General features: G+C 66.2%; 16 protein-coding genes. All 16 read right to left on the reverse strand.

Annotated features, from left to right (window positions below; all coding sequences use genetic code 11):
* Positions 1 to 20 precede the first annotated feature (20 nt).
* The 16 genes from AC1GI4_RS04020 to AC1GI4_RS04095 all read right to left on the reverse strand — a co-directional run bounded on the left by AC1GI4_RS04020 (position 21) and on the right by AC1GI4_RS04095 (position 16882).
* A complete protein-coding gene (locus AC1GI4_RS04020) occupies positions 21 to 788 on the reverse strand; it encodes a hypothetical protein (protein ID WP_479628644.1) in 768 nt (255 codons plus the stop codon).
* Positions 785 to 1189 (reverse strand): hypothetical protein, encoded by a 405-nt coding sequence (locus tag AC1GI4_RS04025; RefSeq protein WP_479628645.1) that lies wholly within the window; start codon positions 1187 to 1189, stop codon positions 785 to 787. Before AC1GI4_RS04025 ends, AC1GI4_RS04020 begins: the two co-directional genes overlap by 4 nt.
* Entirely contained in the window at positions 1165 to 2619 is a 1455-nt protein-coding gene (locus tag AC1GI4_RS04030; RefSeq protein ID WP_479628646.1) for a hypothetical protein, read from the reverse strand. The genes AC1GI4_RS04025 and AC1GI4_RS04030 overlap by 25 nt, the downstream gene beginning before the upstream one ends.
* 4 nt (positions 2620 to 2623) lie before the next feature.
* Positions 2624 to 6604 carry a coiled-coil domain-containing protein gene (locus AC1GI4_RS04035; protein WP_479628647.1) on the reverse strand — a complete coding sequence of 1327 codons (3981 nt, stop codon included), beginning with the start codon at positions 6602 to 6604 and terminating at the stop codon, positions 2624 to 2626.
* Between the two features lie 145 nt (positions 6605 to 6749).
* Positions 6750 to 10499, reverse strand: coding sequence for a TIGR02594 family protein (locus AC1GI4_RS04040; RefSeq protein WP_479628648.1), 3750 nt, complete (start codon positions 10497 to 10499; stop codon positions 6750 to 6752).
* A 4-nt stretch (positions 10500 to 10503) separates the two neighbouring features.
* On the reverse strand, positions 10504 to 10938 hold the full coding sequence (locus AC1GI4_RS04045) for a DUF1799 domain-containing protein (protein ID WP_479630346.1): 435 nt from the start codon (positions 10936 to 10938) through the stop codon (positions 10504 to 10506).
* Entirely contained in the window at positions 10854 to 11174 is a 321-nt protein-coding gene (locus AC1GI4_RS04050) for a hypothetical protein (RefSeq protein WP_479628649.1), read from the reverse strand. Before AC1GI4_RS04050 ends, AC1GI4_RS04045 begins: the two co-directional genes overlap by 85 nt.
* A 14-nt stretch (positions 11175 to 11188) precedes the next feature.
* Entirely contained in the window at positions 11189 to 12130 is a 942-nt protein-coding gene (locus AC1GI4_RS04055) for a phage tail tube protein (protein WP_479628650.1), read from the reverse strand.
* Positions 12131 to 12134: 4 nt separating this feature from the next.
* Complete coding sequence (locus tag AC1GI4_RS04060) at positions 12135 to 12314, reverse strand: hypothetical protein (RefSeq protein ID WP_479628651.1); 180 nt, start codon at positions 12312 to 12314, stop codon at positions 12135 to 12137.
* Entirely contained in the window at positions 12311 to 12745 is a 435-nt protein-coding gene (locus AC1GI4_RS04065) for a phage tail terminator protein (RefSeq protein ID WP_479628652.1), read from the reverse strand. Before AC1GI4_RS04065 ends, AC1GI4_RS04060 begins: the two co-directional genes overlap by 4 nt.
* Positions 12745 to 13167: a gp436 family protein gene (locus tag AC1GI4_RS04070; protein ID WP_479628653.1), complete on the reverse strand. Its 423-nt coding sequence runs from the start codon at positions 13165 to 13167 to the stop codon at positions 12745 to 12747. The genes AC1GI4_RS04065 and AC1GI4_RS04070 overlap by 1 nt, the downstream gene beginning before the upstream one ends.
* A 232-nt stretch (positions 13168 to 13399) precedes the next feature.
* A complete protein-coding gene (locus AC1GI4_RS04075; RefSeq protein ID WP_479628654.1) occupies positions 13400 to 13993 on the reverse strand; it encodes a hypothetical protein in 594 nt (197 codons plus the stop codon).
* On the reverse strand, positions 13981 to 14874 hold the full coding sequence (locus AC1GI4_RS04080; protein ID WP_479628655.1) for a Mu-like prophage major head subunit gpT family protein: 894 nt from the start codon (positions 14872 to 14874) through the stop codon (positions 13981 to 13983). Before AC1GI4_RS04080 ends, AC1GI4_RS04075 begins: the two co-directional genes overlap by 13 nt.
* A gap of 15 nt (positions 14875 to 14889) precedes the next feature.
* Complete coding sequence (locus tag AC1GI4_RS04085) at positions 14890 to 15291, reverse strand: hypothetical protein (RefSeq protein ID WP_479628657.1); 402 nt, start codon at positions 15289 to 15291, stop codon at positions 14890 to 14892.
* Positions 15291 to 16307: a phage protease gene (locus tag AC1GI4_RS04090; RefSeq protein ID WP_479628658.1), complete on the reverse strand. Its 1017-nt coding sequence runs from the start codon at positions 16305 to 16307 to the stop codon at positions 15291 to 15293. Before AC1GI4_RS04090 ends, AC1GI4_RS04085 begins: the two co-directional genes overlap by 1 nt.
* Before the next feature lie 83 nt (positions 16308 to 16390).
* Positions 16391 to 16882, reverse strand: a complete 492-nt coding sequence (locus AC1GI4_RS04095) for a phage virion morphogenesis protein (RefSeq protein WP_479628659.1) — start codon at positions 16880 to 16882, stop codon at positions 16391 to 16393.
* Between the last annotated feature and the right edge of the window lie 78 nt (positions 16883 to 16960).

Here is a 16960-nt window from a genome sequence, read left to right on the forward strand (position 1 = left end):
ACCAATTCTCATTTTCATGGTCACACCCACTGTTCGATGGAGATGTCCCAGCGCGTCTGGGGCCGGTTGCGGCGCTCGAACGGCTTCCATTTGCCGAACAGGCCGTAATGCATTCGGGCGATCAGCCCGGCCGAGCGCGTCGCGTCCTCGACCAGCAGGCCCGGCCGGACGGTGCCCAGCCCGGTGGCAATCGCTTCGAGCTGGAGTGTCTCGGCCTCTGAAAGGTCGCTGAACGTACAGCTGAAGGCGCTCTTAACGACGCCTTCGACGGTGGCGAAACCACCGTCTGGGAGGGCCGTAGCGCTTCCCGTATCGATCGGTTGACGACCAGCGCCCCAGTCCTGGCCAAGCTCCGGGCTGAAGGCCTTGCCGATGACCAGGACGCCTGCGCTCAGCCGGGCTGGCCCGGGGTGCGTCAGCGCGATCGAGATATAGCGCACGGTCACCGCTGCCCCCGTCCAAAGGGCGTGGGTAGCGCTGGCAAAGGTGCCAGGCGCATCAGGAACGCGCAGCGCGGTCGCGGCCTGGATCGCGATCTGGTCGGCCGATATCGCCCCGCCGGTGATCGCCCAGCTGCTGCCCGCGACGCTGCCCCGCACATAGCCGAGCATGATCGTGTCGATCTCCACAGGCGCGCCTAAATCGATCGTGATCGTCACGGTCCCGCCGGTGGCGCTGTCCATCCACACCTCCTTCGGGTTGACCGATCGGAGGTTATCCACGCCCGTCCCCCGCGATGCGGCGGCGGCGGCGATCAGACGCGGTTGAACGATCATCAAGCGGCTCATGAGAGGCCCTTCAGAGGCCGCAGCACGGTCACCGCGCTGATGCCGGTGGAGGCGTCGCTTTCGACCGCCAGCACGAAGACATCGACGCCGCCAGCATAGCCCAGCTCGTCATTGGTAATGGTCACGACGATGCCCAGCGAGGCCAGCCAGTCGGTCGAGGCGAACTCGTGGACGTCGATCGCGAAAGGCCCACGCGACAGAAAGGCGAGCTGGCGCTCCGCCTCGGCTTGCGCGCCAGCCTTGGTTGCGATGGCGGTTGACCTAGACGTCGTGACGGCCGTTGCCGACCAGCGCGCCACGCCCGCCGCGTCGGTGGCGACGACGTAATCGGCCTGCGCCTGAAGCCATTGCGCAAAGAGAGGATCGACCGCAGCCATCAGCCGTGCTGCACGTCCACCCATGGGCGGCCATCGCGGATCGCCAGCACCTTCCCGACACGACGGCGATACTGGTCGAAGGTGATCGCCGCGTCAGCGACCGCGACGACGCCGATGCCGTCGCCATCCTGCGCCGCCACCAGATAATCGCCCGGCTGGACCGGTCCGGTCATGTTGACCGGCACCTGACCGCAATAGGCGATGCGGTCGACCTTCTGGCGGGCGGTCTCCAGCGCCGCTTCGTAGATCGGCAGATCGCGTTCATAGGCCGCGCTCTCGGCTGCCCAGGCGGCATGATCCGCCTCATAGGCAACGCAGGCGGCCTGTTCGTCCTCCTCATGTTCCGACGCGCTTGGCGCGACCGGCTCAGGACGCGGCTCGACAGGACGCGGACCCAGATGCGCAGCCCAAGTGTCGCCGCCAACCAAGGACGGGTCCGTCGATTTGACCATGAAGCTGATCGCGTCCGCCCATTTGTCGGTCAGCAAGCCATCGCGGTCGACGCCGCAAACATCGCCCTTTTTGATAACGGCGCAGCCATTCGCCTTGACCATGTATTCAGCATAGTCAGCACCGCTCGCGTTGACGGTCCCGGCCGCTCCAACCGATCGGCCGTTGACCGAATTTTTGCCGAGAAGAAGAGCAGCAGGACCCTGCCAGCCGCCCGCGCCGACCGCCTGAAAAACAGCGGAAACCTGACCGGCGGTGTTGCGGACATAAAGGATGTCATCACCCTCACTGGACGCTCGCGCGATTGTATGTCGCGCGCCCGAAGTGACGCCGACAAGCAGATTGCCACCCGCGTCAATTCTCATCCGTTCGGCCCAACCGCCCAATGACGTAGCAAATATGAGACCAGCCGAATCCTGGAATCCGTTTGTCGGCTGGTATGCTGATATGCCACCAACCAAAAATCCGGAGTCAGACAGAAAATGCAGCGAGGTGTAAGTTCGCTCGACTCCCGTGTTGTTGGGATTCAGCTGCTCACCAACGCCCCGAAGCATCAAGCGCGTCTGCGAAAACCACGCAGACCACTTTCCACCACAAACGACGCCAAGTGTGTCCACGGCCGGATTGATCAGCCCGGTATCCTGATCGCCTTGGAAGCGAATGCCCGGGATGTTTAGCGTGCCGCCTGGAAAATTGCCTTGACCAGCGCCGTCACGTACGCCCGCGAAGGTAGCGAGCAAATTGCCCGCCTCTAGCGCCAATTCGCGGATATAATTTTGCGTCATCTGGATGGAATAAGCCTGACCACCCCCGCTCGCGCCCTGGTAACCTTTTACGAGCCGCAATTCCGTCGCGGATATAATCTGACCGATTTCATAGCAGCGGCCATCCTGACTGATAAAGGCATCGCCTGCGAACGCATTGGAAACGAAGTCCGTCCCCGCCCCAACGACAACGGTCGAGCCGACCGCCACGGTGACGGAGCCTGCGCTATACCAACTCATGATCTTACTCCTCGACAGCGACGATGGTCAGGCGCTGGATCACGCCCTCGGAAAGGTTGAAGCCACGCGACAGCGCCAGCCGGAGCGACCGGTTGGCGGTGGATTGGACGTGATCGAGCACGGTGAAGCCCCCGCCGATCGTGGCGGTGAAGACGGCATTGCCCGCCTCGCCAGCGCCGGTCACAGGCCGCAGCCCGCGAAAAGTCAGCTGCTCGGTCGTGAAGGACCGCTGCTCCAACTGCTCGTAAGTCTGACCGAAGGCGCGGCTCAGCGTGATCGTGGATGACGCCCGCTCTTCGGGCTTCGATCCGAAGTAGGTCAAACCACCGTCATCCGTGGTCGCGTTGAACGCCGCGCGGGCATCATCGAAAGCACGCAGGCCGTTGCTGTCGGCCTGATAGATGTTCGTCCATTCGCTGGTGTAAGACCAGCTTGCGACGTAGCGCACCGGCTTGCCGTTCGACCCGAAACTAGGCACCTCGGCCGTCGCATCGGCGGCTAGGCTGCTCGACGCTCCGCCGTTGCGCAACGTGCCAGCCGACAGGCTCCCGCTCGTATAAATCGCACCATCCGTGGCCTTGAACGACAACGCGTTGGCGCGACTGCACTTATCGACGGTCATGGTCGGACCGAACCATTCGATCAGGTCCTTCGCGACACCGAAGCCGACACCCTCGACCTTCATGAATGTGCCGGTGTCGAAGATGACCCGGCCGGTGCCCAGCTTCAGGTCGGTATTGATCAGGTTGAACGACGCGGGTCCGCTCGACGAACCGATCAGCTGAATGCCGGAAAGATTGCCGTTGGCATCGATGACGATCGACCAGCGACCCTCCACCTTGCCCAGGCGATTGACCACCGCCTCGAACGCCTGTTGAAGCCCGACATTGCCGATGCCGTCGAGATACGAGCGAACCTGCTGGATCGAACTCGCCAGCGAATTGTCCCGGTCATTCGTGACCCGCGCCAGGTCGGCGATGGCCGATCGAGCCCAAGGCAAACCGGTCGATGGGTCATTGACCTGACTGGACAGCACGCGACGCGCCTCAGCCTCCGCCTGATCGGCTTCTGCGCGAACCCTCCGTTCCGCCCCGATCTCCGCCAACGCTTGCGTGGCGTCATCGCCCACCGCGTTGACCTGCGCCGCCAACGTTTCACGCGCGACCGCCTCGGCTTGATCGCCCTCGACACGCGCCTGCCGCTCGGCACCGACATCGGCCAGCGCCTTGGCGGCATCACCCGCAACACCATTGACCCGCGCCGACAGCGCATCGCGCGCCCGCGCCTCTGCCGCCAATCCATCGGCACGAGCCTGTTCCTCGCGTGTGATCCGCGAAACAGTCGTGACGATGTCCGCCGCCTGCGCCGCGAACTGTGCGTCCAGCGCCTGCAATCTGGTCGCGGTAGATGCGTCCAGCGCCGCCACGACTTTGGTCAGGTCGAGCGCGGCCGATTCCGCCCGACCCATGCGCGCCAGCAAGGCTTGCCGAGCCACCGCGCTGGCGGCTTCATTGGCGACCATCGTCGTGGTCAACTCGGTCTGGATTTGCACCAACTGCGCCTGCCGTCGCTGGTCCGCCTGATCGCCCGCGATTAGCGCCCGAAGGCTGGCTTCATCGGCCGTGGCATCGCGACGGGCGATCTGGCGGATGGTGGTCTGCGTCCCAGCGACCCCGCCCGCCACGCCGATGACCGCCTGATCGAGCCGCCCGATCGCGACCGACTGCGCATCCGTCGTCACCCCCAGCGCCGCGATCGAGCGCGCGGCCGTTTCATCGCCCGTGATCCGCGCGGTCGTCTCCGCGATCGTCAGCGCCCGGACGTTTGCCACCTCGACCGCCAGCGCCAACCGATAGGTCGCCTCGGTCAGCAACCCCGCGTCCATCCGCGTGGTCAGTTCCTGACGCGCCTGCGCCACTTGCGCGATCTGGCGCTGGTTCGCATCATCACCCGCCAGCAGCGCCCGCAGCGCGCCTTCCGCCGCCTGATCCGCCACGATCCGCGCTTGCCGGACGCTGACCGACAGCCCGATCGTATCGCCGATCGTGCCCAGCTGCTGTTCGACCGCGCTCAGCGTAGCTCCCAGCCGGTCGACCACTGTTTGCGACGCCTTCGTCGCAACCAGCCCCGTCACCGCGTCCAACCCCTGTTCCACGGTCGACACCCGGCCGCCCACGCGCGTCAGTTCGATCAGGTCGGCTTTCTGGCGGACCAGCGCATTCAGGCCGTCGATCGACTGCTCGGCAGAGGCCAGCCGGGCGATGATCGGCTCCAGCTGCGCGGCCTGCGCCGGGTCGAGGACCGCCAGCGCGATCTTCTCATTGACGTAATCGGTCGACGCCTTCGTCGTGATCAGCGCCTTTTGCGCATCCAGCGTCAGTTCGACCTTGGACGTCTTTTCCGCCAGCTGGTCGACCGCATAGATGCGGACGATGCCGGTGACCGGATCGACCACGATTCCCGCATCGCGCAGCACCGTGCGCGTGCGGTTCGCCTCCGCTAACAGTCGCAAGGTCGCTTCGCTCAAGCGCCCCGCATCCCGCTCCATCTGACGCTGGACCGCTTCCATATCGATCCGGGCATCGTCCAGCACCGCCAGTTCGGCAGCATGCCCGGCCTGCGCCAGCGCGATCGCCGATACGTCACTTTTGATCTGCTCGATCTGCTCAATCTTTTCGAGCTGGAGGACGACGGTCTGCGCAAGAACACCGCCGACAGCCTTGGTGTCCGCCGCCGTGTTCTGCCCGGTCACGTCCGCGCCAGCCTGCGCAGGTTTCAGCGCCTCGACGGGCGTGCCGTCGTCATAGGCGACGTCCTGCGCCAGCACGATTGCCGCCAGGTCGCCACGCGCCATGGGGCTCCAGTTACGGCGATAGCCCAGCTTGCGGGTGCCGATCGGCTTGACGGTCGACCGCCGCATCACCCGGTGGCTGCGCGCCACCCGAGTCGACGCGCTCCATTCCCAGCGGCGGAAGCGGATTTCCCCAGCGGTCAGCAGCCAGCTAAGCGATACATCGCCCAGCAGCTCGCTCACCGCATCGGCGGCGGTCACCGTGTCATTGTCGATCCGCCAGCCGCATGGCGCGGGCCGCCAGGCCACCGCCTCCGCCAGTGCGCCCGCCGCGATCGGCGTCGTCGAACGCACCGCGACCAGGCGCGCGACGATCTCCGGCGCGGTCTCGACATAGCCACCCGCCGTCTCGCCCTCGATGTCGGCTTTCAGGTCGCCCGACGGTGCCGTCCACCACTTCACACAGGCGATCGACGGACAGACCACGCATCCGCCCTCGACAGCCGCCGTACCTTTCAGCGCCGCGAAGGTCGCCTCCGCCGAACCTTGCCAGCCCAGGATCAGGACGGCCGTCGCGGCGACGCCCCGGTCGCGTACCTGAACGAAGCTGCGCCAGGACTGACGCGGATCGCCAAAGCACCAGATGTTGTTGGCCTTGTCGATCAGCAGGCCCGGCACGTTGAAGCACCGCCCCCAGGCGCGGGACTTGATGACGTTTTCCAGCTCGGTCGGACCTTCCAGCCCACCGGTCCCCGCAAAGCGGTCGGTCAGCAGCGACTTCTTCAGGTCGGCGGCGGCGTCGGACAGGGTGATGCGCAGGCTGTTCGCCTCGACCGGCGCGTCCAGTACCAGGCCCGCCGTGGCGATCGGCGGGAGCGCGTCGCCTTCCGGCCCGACGCGCACGGTGATCGGCGCGTCGGCCCAATAGAGCGCGGCCGCCTCCGACAGCAGCGCCCGGCCCGCAGGCGACCAGCGCAGCTCCATGGCCTGCGGGACGCCGCCTCCGCCCAGCTGCTCGCCGTCGAAGTCCAGCGACGCGATGGTGCGTGGCAGGCCCGCGATACCGGCGCGCCAGTGCTGCTCACCGTAGAAATAGGGATAGGCCCCGCCGCCACCTGCCAGGCGCAGCGTGACGGGCGCACCGCTCGCCGGGTCGCGCGGGCTTGCTTCGACCAGGATGACGGCAGCGGCCATCAGAAGAGGGGATGGAGATTGCGGGGCACGTCCAGCGACGTGCCCAATTCAGTCGGGAGAGGTTATGCCCGACCGGGCGGGCAACACCCGTTTGGAGGCCTAATCGGCGGCCGCATCCTTAACGCGAAACCGCCAGCTGCGCCAGTCAGACAGCTGCTTGGCGAGCGAGTTCACGGCTGTCGATCGTGACGCCGATCGACCCTGCGCTTTCGCGCATGAGGTTGCCGCGCTCGACCGCATCGACCAGCCGCGCGGTCTGGTCCGCCATTTCGTCGAGCGTCTTGTTCGCCACCGCCAGCGCCTGGTTGGTGGTCGCCAGGGCCGGGTCGCTGACCTTGCCGCCCGATGCCGCCGCGATCCGCGCATTGGCCTGTGCGATGGCATTGCGCGCTTCGTCGATCGTGGCGGTACGGTCGGCCGCGTAAGCGGACGTGGTGCCATACGCCTCTTTCGACGCCACCAGGCGCTGCTGATAGAGATTGGCCAGCGCATCGCCCGCGCCGTCCACGCCCGCCTCCAGATCGGCCTTCGCCTTGGCGATCTGGTCGTTGATCGCCTTGATGCGGTCCATGGCCGTGCCCTCGAACAGCGAACCGGCGGTCATCTCGTCGATCAGCTTTTGCAGGCCGCCCACCTGGCTCTTGGCCAGCTGCTGCGCCAGCTTCAGCCGGTCCTCGCCGTTGCGCTTCTCGATCGCCACCACGTCGAAGCCATAGGCTTGCGCCAGGCGCACCCGCTCGGCCGCCTGGTTCTCGAAGTCCCGGAACGCCTTGTCGATCTGCGCGGTGATGCCGCCCATGGTCAGCTCAAGGTTCTGGACCTTGACCGCCTCTGCCAGCGCCTTGTCGATATCGGGTTGTGACTGGAGCGCCTTCTGCACCCGCGCGGACAGCCCGGTGACCGCGCCATCGGCAATCGCATTGGCGATGGCCGCCATGATCGCGGCGGTCTCGTCGGTGCCGTTGTACAGCAGGCCCGACCCCGGATGCTTGGCGGTGACGCGGCTGGAGCCGTCGCCATCGACGCGGAAATAGTCCTCCCGCTTGCCGATGCTGACATTGAACGACCCGACCCCGCCGCCCAGCTGATCGGCAATCTTCTGGATGCCGGACTGGATCGACTTGGCGCTGCCCGACAGCGCGGCCGTGACTTCCTTGTTGCCCGACATGACGGCATTGGCGTCGACCGACGTGATCGCCGCGAAACCCGTCTTCGGCTTGTTGAAAAGGTTGCCGACCACGCCGCCCAGGATGCCACCCACGATCGACCCGATCGGCCCGGCCGCACTGCCCAGCAGGCCGGTCAGCAGCTTCGACGCCGCATAACCGCCCGCCGCGCCACCGATGCCGCCACCGATCTGGTTGCCGCCGGTCAGCGAGGCGGCCGTCACCCCAAAGCCGGCATTCTGGATGATCTTGCCCAGGCCGGACTTGCCGCCGAACACGCGGTCCAGCACGCCCTCCAGGCTCTTGCCCGACTCCTTGCCCGCCGCCTTGCCGACCAGCTCCAGCCCGATCGCCCCGGCCGCACCCGCGCCGGAGCCGGTGATGGCCGCGATCCCGCTCACCGGCGGCGCGATCGGCGGCGTCCCGGTCGGCAGCTTCTTCAGCAGCGCGGCCAGCGGCCCGGTGTTGAACAGCGCGGCTTCCATCGCGGCCGATGCGACCAGCGACGCGAGCCGCTTGAACGTATCGCCCGCCTTTTCCCCGCGCAGGACGATCGCGTCGAAGGCGTCGAGCGCCATGTCGCGAAACACCTGCTGCGCCTGTGCGGCGGCGCGGGTGGCTTCCTCGACGGCCTTCATGGCCTCTTCCTGCGCGTAGAGGCCGCGCAGGGCCGCCTCACGCTGCACACGCTCATCCCCGGTCAGCTTGGCCAGCTCGGCTTGATGCTGCGCCATCTTGACCTGCACGGGGTCCAGCGCCTGGCGCGCGGTCAGCTCCTGGCCTAGCGAGGCGATCACGCCGTCGATCGACTTCTTCGCCTCCTCGGCCGCCTTGGCCTCGGGCGTCATGTTCAGGTCCTTGACGCGCGCGTCATACGCCTTCTTCAGCGCCGCGCGGGCAGCGGCGGCGTCCTCGGGCGACAGTCCGCTATCCGGCTTCTTCGCGTCATAACCCTTGGCCAGCGCGTCGATCCGCGCCAGCTCGTCCGCATAGTTCTTCGCCGCGTCCTTCAGCGGCAGGTAGCGCTTGGTAACGTCGTCGAGGGTCTTCTGATATTCCTTCAGCGCATCGGCCGCCTCTTTCTCCGCCTCCTTGTAGGACTGCGCGGCGGTCGGAGCGCGGCGGAAGCCCAGGACATCGGTCCGCGCATAGGTCGACACCCCGACCTTATCGTTCGTGTTGCCACCCAAGACGCGGATGCGGCCCCGCGCGTCGGTGCCGTCGTAGAAGCCGACATGGCCCTTACTCGGGTCATTCCCGCGCCCGGTAACGACGATATCGCCCTTGTTCGGGGTGTCGGTCGACTCCCCAAAGCCCAGAAACGAACGTGCCGACAGCTTGCCGGTGCCCTTGATCCCGTTCGCCGCCAGGACCGAGTTCACGAAGGCTGCACACCAGGCGACCATCTGCGGGTCGACATTCTGGTTCGCCTTGGTGAACAGCTCGCGAAGCTGCCCGCGATCGGCGGCGACGTTCTCTGACAGGCCGCTATACCGCTTGGCATAGGCCAGCAGATCGCCCGCCTGGTCACGCTCGACCTGGTTGCCGATCGACACCTGGCGCGGCTTCTTGCGCTCCTGCGCCTGGCGTTCCTGCTCTTCCTTCAGCGCTGCCGCGCGGCGGCGCTCGATCGCCTCGACCGTCTTATCGATCGAGGCGGCCAAGCGGTTGTTGCCCTTCGCGGCCTCTTCGGCGCGCTGGCGCTCCAGATCATAGGTCCGGTTGATGGCCTTGATCGGATCGGCGGCGGCCTCACCCGCACGCGTGCCGTTCTGAATGTAAAGGTTACGCTGCGCCTGACGCAGCTTCTCTAGTTGCTCGTCCTGGAGTTTGACCTGCGCGGCAAGACTTGCCGCTTTCATATTGTCAAGGAACCCGGCTGCACCGGGAACGGTGCCACCCGGCGCGCCGATCGACGCCGTTGCACGCGCTTGCGCCTGCTCCAGCAGCGCCTTGGTTTCCTGACGTTTCGCCTCTGCCGATTTCAGCGTTGCGGCAGCTTCGTCCAGCCTCTGCTTGATCGCAATGTCAGTATTTTCGCGCGCTCGGCCCTGCGCGTCATTGTAATCGTCGATCGCCTTCGTTGCGGCTTCGGTGCCGAACTTCTGCTTCGACAGGGCATCGACCAGCGATAGGCCCTTTTCCTTGGCGGCGTCCTCGCCTTCGCCCACCTCGAAAAACTTGGCCGCCAGTGGTCCCAGCATCGCGATCGCGGTCAGCGTCACCGCGCCAAGCGGCCCCGCCAGGAACGCCGCCAGGCGGCCGCCCGCGCCCTTGACGCCGATCATGTCGATCGCGGTCGCCAGCTGGCCGCCCTGCATCGCCATGACGCGGAAAAGGTCGGTGCCCATCGACACCTGCACGCCGACGTCCTGCAAGTTCTGGCTGAACTGGAACATGCCAGCCTTCTGCTGGCCGACCGATCGATAGAGGTTGTCGTTGGCGGCGGCGGCCGCGCGGCTGGCCGTCGTCTGTTGGCCCTGTGCGGCGGTCAGCTGCCGAGCCGCGACGGCGGCATCACCATAGGCCTGTTCGACCCTGTCTTCCGCTTGCACCGTCTGCTGGGCGGTCGTGGCAACGGTCTGTTGCGCCTCGGCCAGGTCGCGGGTTGCCGTCGCCGTGCCGCGCGCGGCGGTGGCGAGGTCGCCAACGCCGCCCTTCAGATCGTCGACGGCCTTCTTCGCGCCGCTCGCATCGCCGGTGATGATAAGCGATGTCTTGAGCGTCACGAAATCACCTCTTGCCGTTGAGCGTTGCGGCGGCCACCCGCTCCATCAGCCTCAGTCGGGACCATTGCTCGGGCGTCAGCGCTATGTGCGCCTCACCGAGCGATACCTTCACATCGCCGTATCGCAGCCCCAGCCAGAGGACCTGGCCATTGGGCAATGAGAGGGCATTCCACTGCGTGTTGACGATCATCCACGCGTCGACGATCGCCATGTTCTCGGGCCAGACGGCAAAGCCCTGGGGGCGGGACTGGCGGAGCCGGTCGGCCAGCTCGGACAGCCCCGCCAGGGCGGCGTCCTCGATGGCCTCACTATGATCCGCCGCGCCGCCTTGCGCCCAGGTCCGTGCCGCCGCCTCTAGTTTCCCAGCAGCGCCCCGTAGACGTCCTTGAAGTACGCCTTGACCAGGGCGGCGCGCGTCCAGGGCTTGTCGACCAGCCAGTCGCGGGTCTGATCGTTGTAGGGAACCGGCGTCTCGTCGTTGGCCAGGACGTCGCTGAAGCCGCGCGTGACGTGCCGCACGAAAGCCTTGGTCCCTGCATCGGTCGATAGGTCGTACTCGGCCTGCGCATCCGAGCCCAGCGCCGCGAAGGTGGCCTTGAAACTGAAGTCGGCCCCTCCCGGCTGCTTACCTTCCACGGTCGACTCGAACGTCGGCTCGTCTGCCATAATGAACATGATCGTATTCCCCCTTAGGTCAGCGAGATTTTCCACTGGTCGTTGCCGGTGCCGCTGGGCAGCGGCTTGAAGCCGAGCTGCCACTCGACGACGTTCTGCGTGTTCTGAAGGCCGCCGGGGCGATCCTGCTCGGCCTGCGCCGTCGTGATCGTCGCCTTGCGTCCGGCAATGATCCCATGTTGCAGGACCACCGACTGAAGCGTGTTGTTCAGCGCGATCGCGAACGGGTTGTAGACGGCATAGGGCACCGCCTCGACAGTGCACTGCATCGTCTCCGCCTTGTCGACGATCACCACGCGCTCCGCGCCGATCAACATGCGCGGCTCCACCTGGTTGCCCAGGTTCAGCTCGTAGGAGCGCAGGATGAACGGCAGGCCGCCAATGGTGAAGCCCGGCGTGTTCTTCTTGGTCGCGACCTCCGGTTCCTTGAAATTGGACAGGTCAACGACCGGCCGCGCCTGGTCGGCGGGGAGCGTGAACAGGCCGGTCATGGTGAAGCGGATGACCGGGTTGCCATTGGCGTTGACGCTCAGAACGGCCGTACCGCGCGACCCCAGGAAGATGTGGCGCGACGGCCCGATCCAGAAGTGCATGACGACGGACTCGTGCCCGGTCGTCACCGGCATGTACTCCACCGACGTGTTGGCGGTGACGATCTGCGCCGCGCCGCACGCCCGGATGATCGGCCCCCAGGCGGGCGGCGTCCCGGCCGTGCCCGATCCCGCCAGTTCGACCGTGAAGGTCAGCACCGCCCGCAGAGCGACCTTCTTGGTCGACTGCGCGCCCATCCAGGGCAATTCGAGATTGCGCGCAACGTCTTCGCCTTCCATCGGCTGAAGCTGGACGTCAGTCGCCAGGATCGCGTTGAGTGCGCCGGTCGGACCAGAGTCGACGCCATAGTCGGCCTCGGTCTTGACCAGCAGGATTTTGGATTTCCAGACGATCGGATCGGCCATCGTATCAGCCCTCCTTCTTCAGCGTGCCGTCCGCCTGGCGGACATAGCAGCCGCCCTCGGACGGCCATTCCAGCGCCGGGTCGAACGCCGGGGCTGCTTCCTCGACCGGCGTCGCGGCCGGGGGCGTCTGTTCGATCGGCGTGTCGGTCTGATCGGCCGCCTGGCCGTCCTTCGTCGTCTTCATCGTTGGAACCTCAACTGGTCCTCGATCGCGAAATCGAGTTGGTAGGTCAGCGTGCCCGCCGACAGACTGATGAGTTCGCCTTTCGCGAGGCGATAGGTGCCGCCGACCCGGTTCCCTTCGGGACCCCAGCCCACGACTTGTTCGATCACTTGCTCGACCAGTGGTTCGAGCTGTTGCAGCGCCTGTTCGCCGGTCGGATCATTGATGCCGCGCACCGCCAGCAGAATGCCGTGCAGGCGCTCGATATTCTGGCGGTAAAGGCCCGTGACGGCGTCGACCGAACCGCCGCCGATGCCCAGCGGCAGAAGGAAGGCGGCCGGGCAGACTTGGCCAAGCGCGTTCTGCGCCATCAATGCCGACAGCTTGGCGGCCGGGTAAATGCGCCCCTTCAGCACCGCAATCTGGGCGACCCGATCCGCCAGTGTCGCCATCAGATGTAACCGCGCATCGTCTCGGGCGTGATCGGCCGTTCGCGATCGGTGGCGATCACGCCACCCACGCCCGACGATGTCGGCTCAATACCGGCCACGTCCAGCTTGCGATTGCCCTTGGCGATCGCGTCCAGGTCCTTCAGCGCCTGGTCGTAATCGTCCTTGATCTTGGGATCACAGGCGAAGACATGGAGCTTGTAGACCGCGATCGCCAGCGCGATGTCCGCCACCACGGCCGGGACCGTGGCGAGGGGCAACTGATAGCGAACCGCCAGCGCGGCGTTCACCGTGGCATCGGTGTTCGCCAGCGCCTGGTTGACCATCGCGACGTCGACGACGCCAGCGCCCGCCCGGTCGGTCGCCTGGATCAGCAGCACCTCCCCGAAGCGAGTGCGTAGCGCGTCGAGCGTCGTGTAGGTCACGCGGCCACGCTCCGGTACTTGGCCTTGCGGGCCGCGCGGACCTGCTTACGGTTGGGACGTCCCTGCATCCGGCGGACATTCGCCTGGCGGCTAGCGTAAGCGGTGGCGCGGTTTCTCCGGTTTGCGGGAAGCCGACCGGCATTCGACCGGGCGAAGTCGACATAGTCATGAAACCGACGGGCGGTAGAAGGCAGTTCCGCAGCCGCTAGCGCGAGGACCTGAACGATCTGCATCACATCGCCCCCGCAGCATGGACGGGCACCTGGCTGACACCGACCGTCAGCAGCGGATCGGCCTGGATCGCCTTCAGCTCGTCATCGGTCAGCTGCCCCTCGACGAACGTCTGCGCCTCCGGTCCGAACCGGCGACCGGCACGCCAGCGGCCCGCCGCTGGCCCGACGACTTCGATCGCCCACACCGTCTTGCCCGCCAACAGCGCGTCCAGGGACGGTTGTCCCTCGACATTGGCCGGGCGCGCCGATGCTTCGAGCAAGTCGACCCGCGCCTGAAGCGCCGCATTCCGGGCAGTCAGGGCCTCGACCTGTTCGACAAGCGCTGACTCGACACCGCTTGCGTTCGACGGGGCGGCGTTCCCGCCGCTTACGTCCGTGTCGATGCTGACCTGGCTCTGGCTGTCGGCGCCGGTCGCCTGACCTTCCGAAGCGGACGTCGTCGAGCTGGACGACGCGCCGCCGTCCGCATTCGCCGGGGGGGCATTGTCGCCGCCCTCGGCCGCGCCGGTCGCCTGGTTCTGCTCGACCGGATCGGTCGACGCGTCGGGGGTGCGGCGCTGGGTGCGCGAGCTGCTACCGCTTACGCCAGCCACGGGGACACCTCCAGCTTGGCGCTGCCCTGGAACTCGTTGTCCTCACCGGCCGCATTCTTCGAACTGACGACGATCTTCTTGCCCGCTCGCTCCAGCGTGGGCGGCACCAGCAGTGTCGTGGGCTTGATACCAAGCGGCCGACCGTAATCGCCCTTCATCGACTGGAGAGCGGTCCTGGCCTTCTCGTAGTTGTCCGGCGTCAGCGGCTGGCGAGAGCCCCAGCAGAACTGCCAGAAGCCATAGCCCGCATTGGCACGGGCATCCGCGCCGTACAGGAACTCGTTCTTGTCGAAGACATTGTCATCCGTCTCCTTGTCCTTGGAGACGAATTTGAAGTCCTTGCGCTTCTGGAGGATGATCGGCTTGATCGCGCGGCTGTTGTCGAACAGGAACCACGCGGGCCCGCTGCCGCCATCCGTGTTCGCGACGGTGACCGTGTTGCCATTCGCGTCGAGCACCGGATGATCGGTGTCGAAGTAGAACTGGCCATCATAGCAGTTGGACGTGAAACCGCCGTTCAGCATCGCGAACGTCAGCTCATCCCACTTCGCGCCGGTCGACTGCCCCATTTCCTCGAACAACGGCGAGTACGTCCCCAGGTTGTCCGTTTCGATATCGTCGCGATCGACGCCCAGGGTCAGCTCCCAGGACTTTTCCTTAATCGAATAGTCCGACTCGCTGATGTTCTGGACGACACGAGAGCCGATCCATTCACGGACGCTGGGCACCTTGCCGAGCCAACCGTAGCGTTGTTCCTTCGTGGTCGAAGGAACAACGGTCGCGACGGTCAGATAATCCGACGACGCTTGACCAAGTCCCTTCTTGAAGGTGGTGGAAAAGCCGACCCGCAGGGCGGCCAGATTTTCGGAATTGATAATCATTGGTCAGTCGCGCCCTTAAATCGCGATCCAGACGCCTTGGGCGTCCACGTCGCGGATGGTCCCGGCGGCGCTGCGCGCGCCGCTGTTCGAGGTCTTGGCCAGTGTCTGGTCGTCGACGGCAAAGGCCTGGTTGCCGATATCGGCTCGCGTGATGGCGTCAGCGCCGTCGCTGTTGGCAAAGCGGAACACGCCGCGACGAACGCGGATGCGTTGTTCGCCGTTTGCGGCCGACGCCTTGGTTTCCTGCGCGCAGCCTACCGGCTTCAGTGTGGCGGACGTTGCGCCCGGCCCAGCCCACCCGGCCCCGTCGATCATCACCAGCGAACCGATGAAAATCTTGACGCCGCCACGCATCGGGTGGCTTTCCATGTCGCGGTCTCGGCGGGGCGTGTTCCGCCCGGCGGTCAGAGCAGCCATTACAGCGCCTCCACTTTGGTTTCCGCCAAGGTCTTGGCGTATTCGGCCGGGTCGATGCCCATCAGGGCGATGACGGTCTTATCGGCCGCGCTCAGACCGTCCTTGCCGCGCTCGGGATCGCCGGTCAGCGTCGCACCTGCCTTGACAATCGGCATGGCGCTGATGAGGCGTTCCGCACGCGCCGGATCGGCGGAGTGCATCGAGATATAATCCTCCCGTGCCGCCTGAATGCCCACCCGACCGGCGGCGATCGCCGCGTCGACAAAGGCCGTCGCCTTATCCTTGGCGACCTGATCCCTCAGCGTCGCCATCTCGGATTGCAGCGCGATGACGCGGTCGTCGCCGTCACCGACCAGCTTCTGGACGCCCAGCACGATGGCCGCGGCGTCCGCGCCGACCGCCAGGCCAGCGGCCTTGGCGATCGGGGCCAGGGCCGATTGCAGCGCGGTTTCGCTGCCCTCGGCCCTGGCCAGTTTCGCCTTCAGCGCGGCGGCGATCGCCGCGTCGTCGGCATCGCTATCGAGGCCCAGCGCCTCGATCAGCAGGGCACGAAAGTCCATGTTGGTCTTCTCCACGGAATGCAGGGAGGTAAGCCCTGCCAAATTGGGGGTGTTGGTCAGGCTGGCGCGCAGGATCGCGTCGATGACGCCGCTGCGCTTGTCGTGACGGATGACAGGCGAGATGCCGCGATAGCCGCGCACCAGCTCGCGCCCCTCGGGCGTCCAATCGACCTTGCCCCACACGCCGTCCTGGCGCTCCTGAAGCTCGACGATCCAGCCGCGTGCGGGCGCGGACAGCCCAAGCGGGGCAGCCTTGTCGGTTGAATGATTTTCGTCCAGCGCGAGCTTGCCGCCGCGCATGGAGGCGGCACATAGCGCTGTCACGTCCGCGACCGAATAGGGACCGCGCCCGTCCACCGTGCGCACCTGCCCGGCGGGCAGAAGGTGCACCCATTCGGGCGCTTCATCGCCCTTGATGTCGATTGCGGCGCAGAGCGCCGTGGCCATCCCCGTCATGGCGCCGTTGTGGACGGGGCGGGGAGCTGAAAACATGCCCGCCAGGGCGGGCAGCAGAGGTGTCTTAGACGCCTCTCAAGCGATCAATCGCCGGTGGCTTCTGCCAGATGTTCGTCGGCAATGTCGAGAATGTTTCGGTTGTCGTTGTCTGACAAGCCTAGCCAGACGCGGGCCGGGATACGCCCCCAAGGTATCGGGCTGCCATTCGCTGCGGTGCCGAAAGCGCCCTTCGCTGCGCCATCCTGCATAACGCCCGAATATTCGAGCGGCGATCCAATTTCGACCTGGTCACGCGTCGCCAGTTGGTTGATCTCGCGCCCCAAGCGGCCGGATGGGCCGATCAGCGGCTTGGGGCGGTTGCCGTCCTTCTTTGCCTGGTAGCGCGCGATCGTCGCCGGGCTCTTGGGTTGCCACTTCGTCCCATCCGGTGCGGTCGAGATGGTGAAGCGCTTCTTCGTCGCTTCGACCACATACTCGCCGATGTCCTCGAAGACCGGCTTCATGTCGTCGAACAACTGGCTGACCCGGCCCAGCCGGGCGATCACCGGCTCGACATTGAAGACGATGCGGATCATGCTACATTGCTCCCCGTGAGGCGCGGGCATCGCGTCGCCGGGCCCATAACCCGGAGCCGTCTCGGACGTTCAGACCCT

It is taken from the genome of Sphingomonas sp. 77B, from assembly GCF_056497825.1.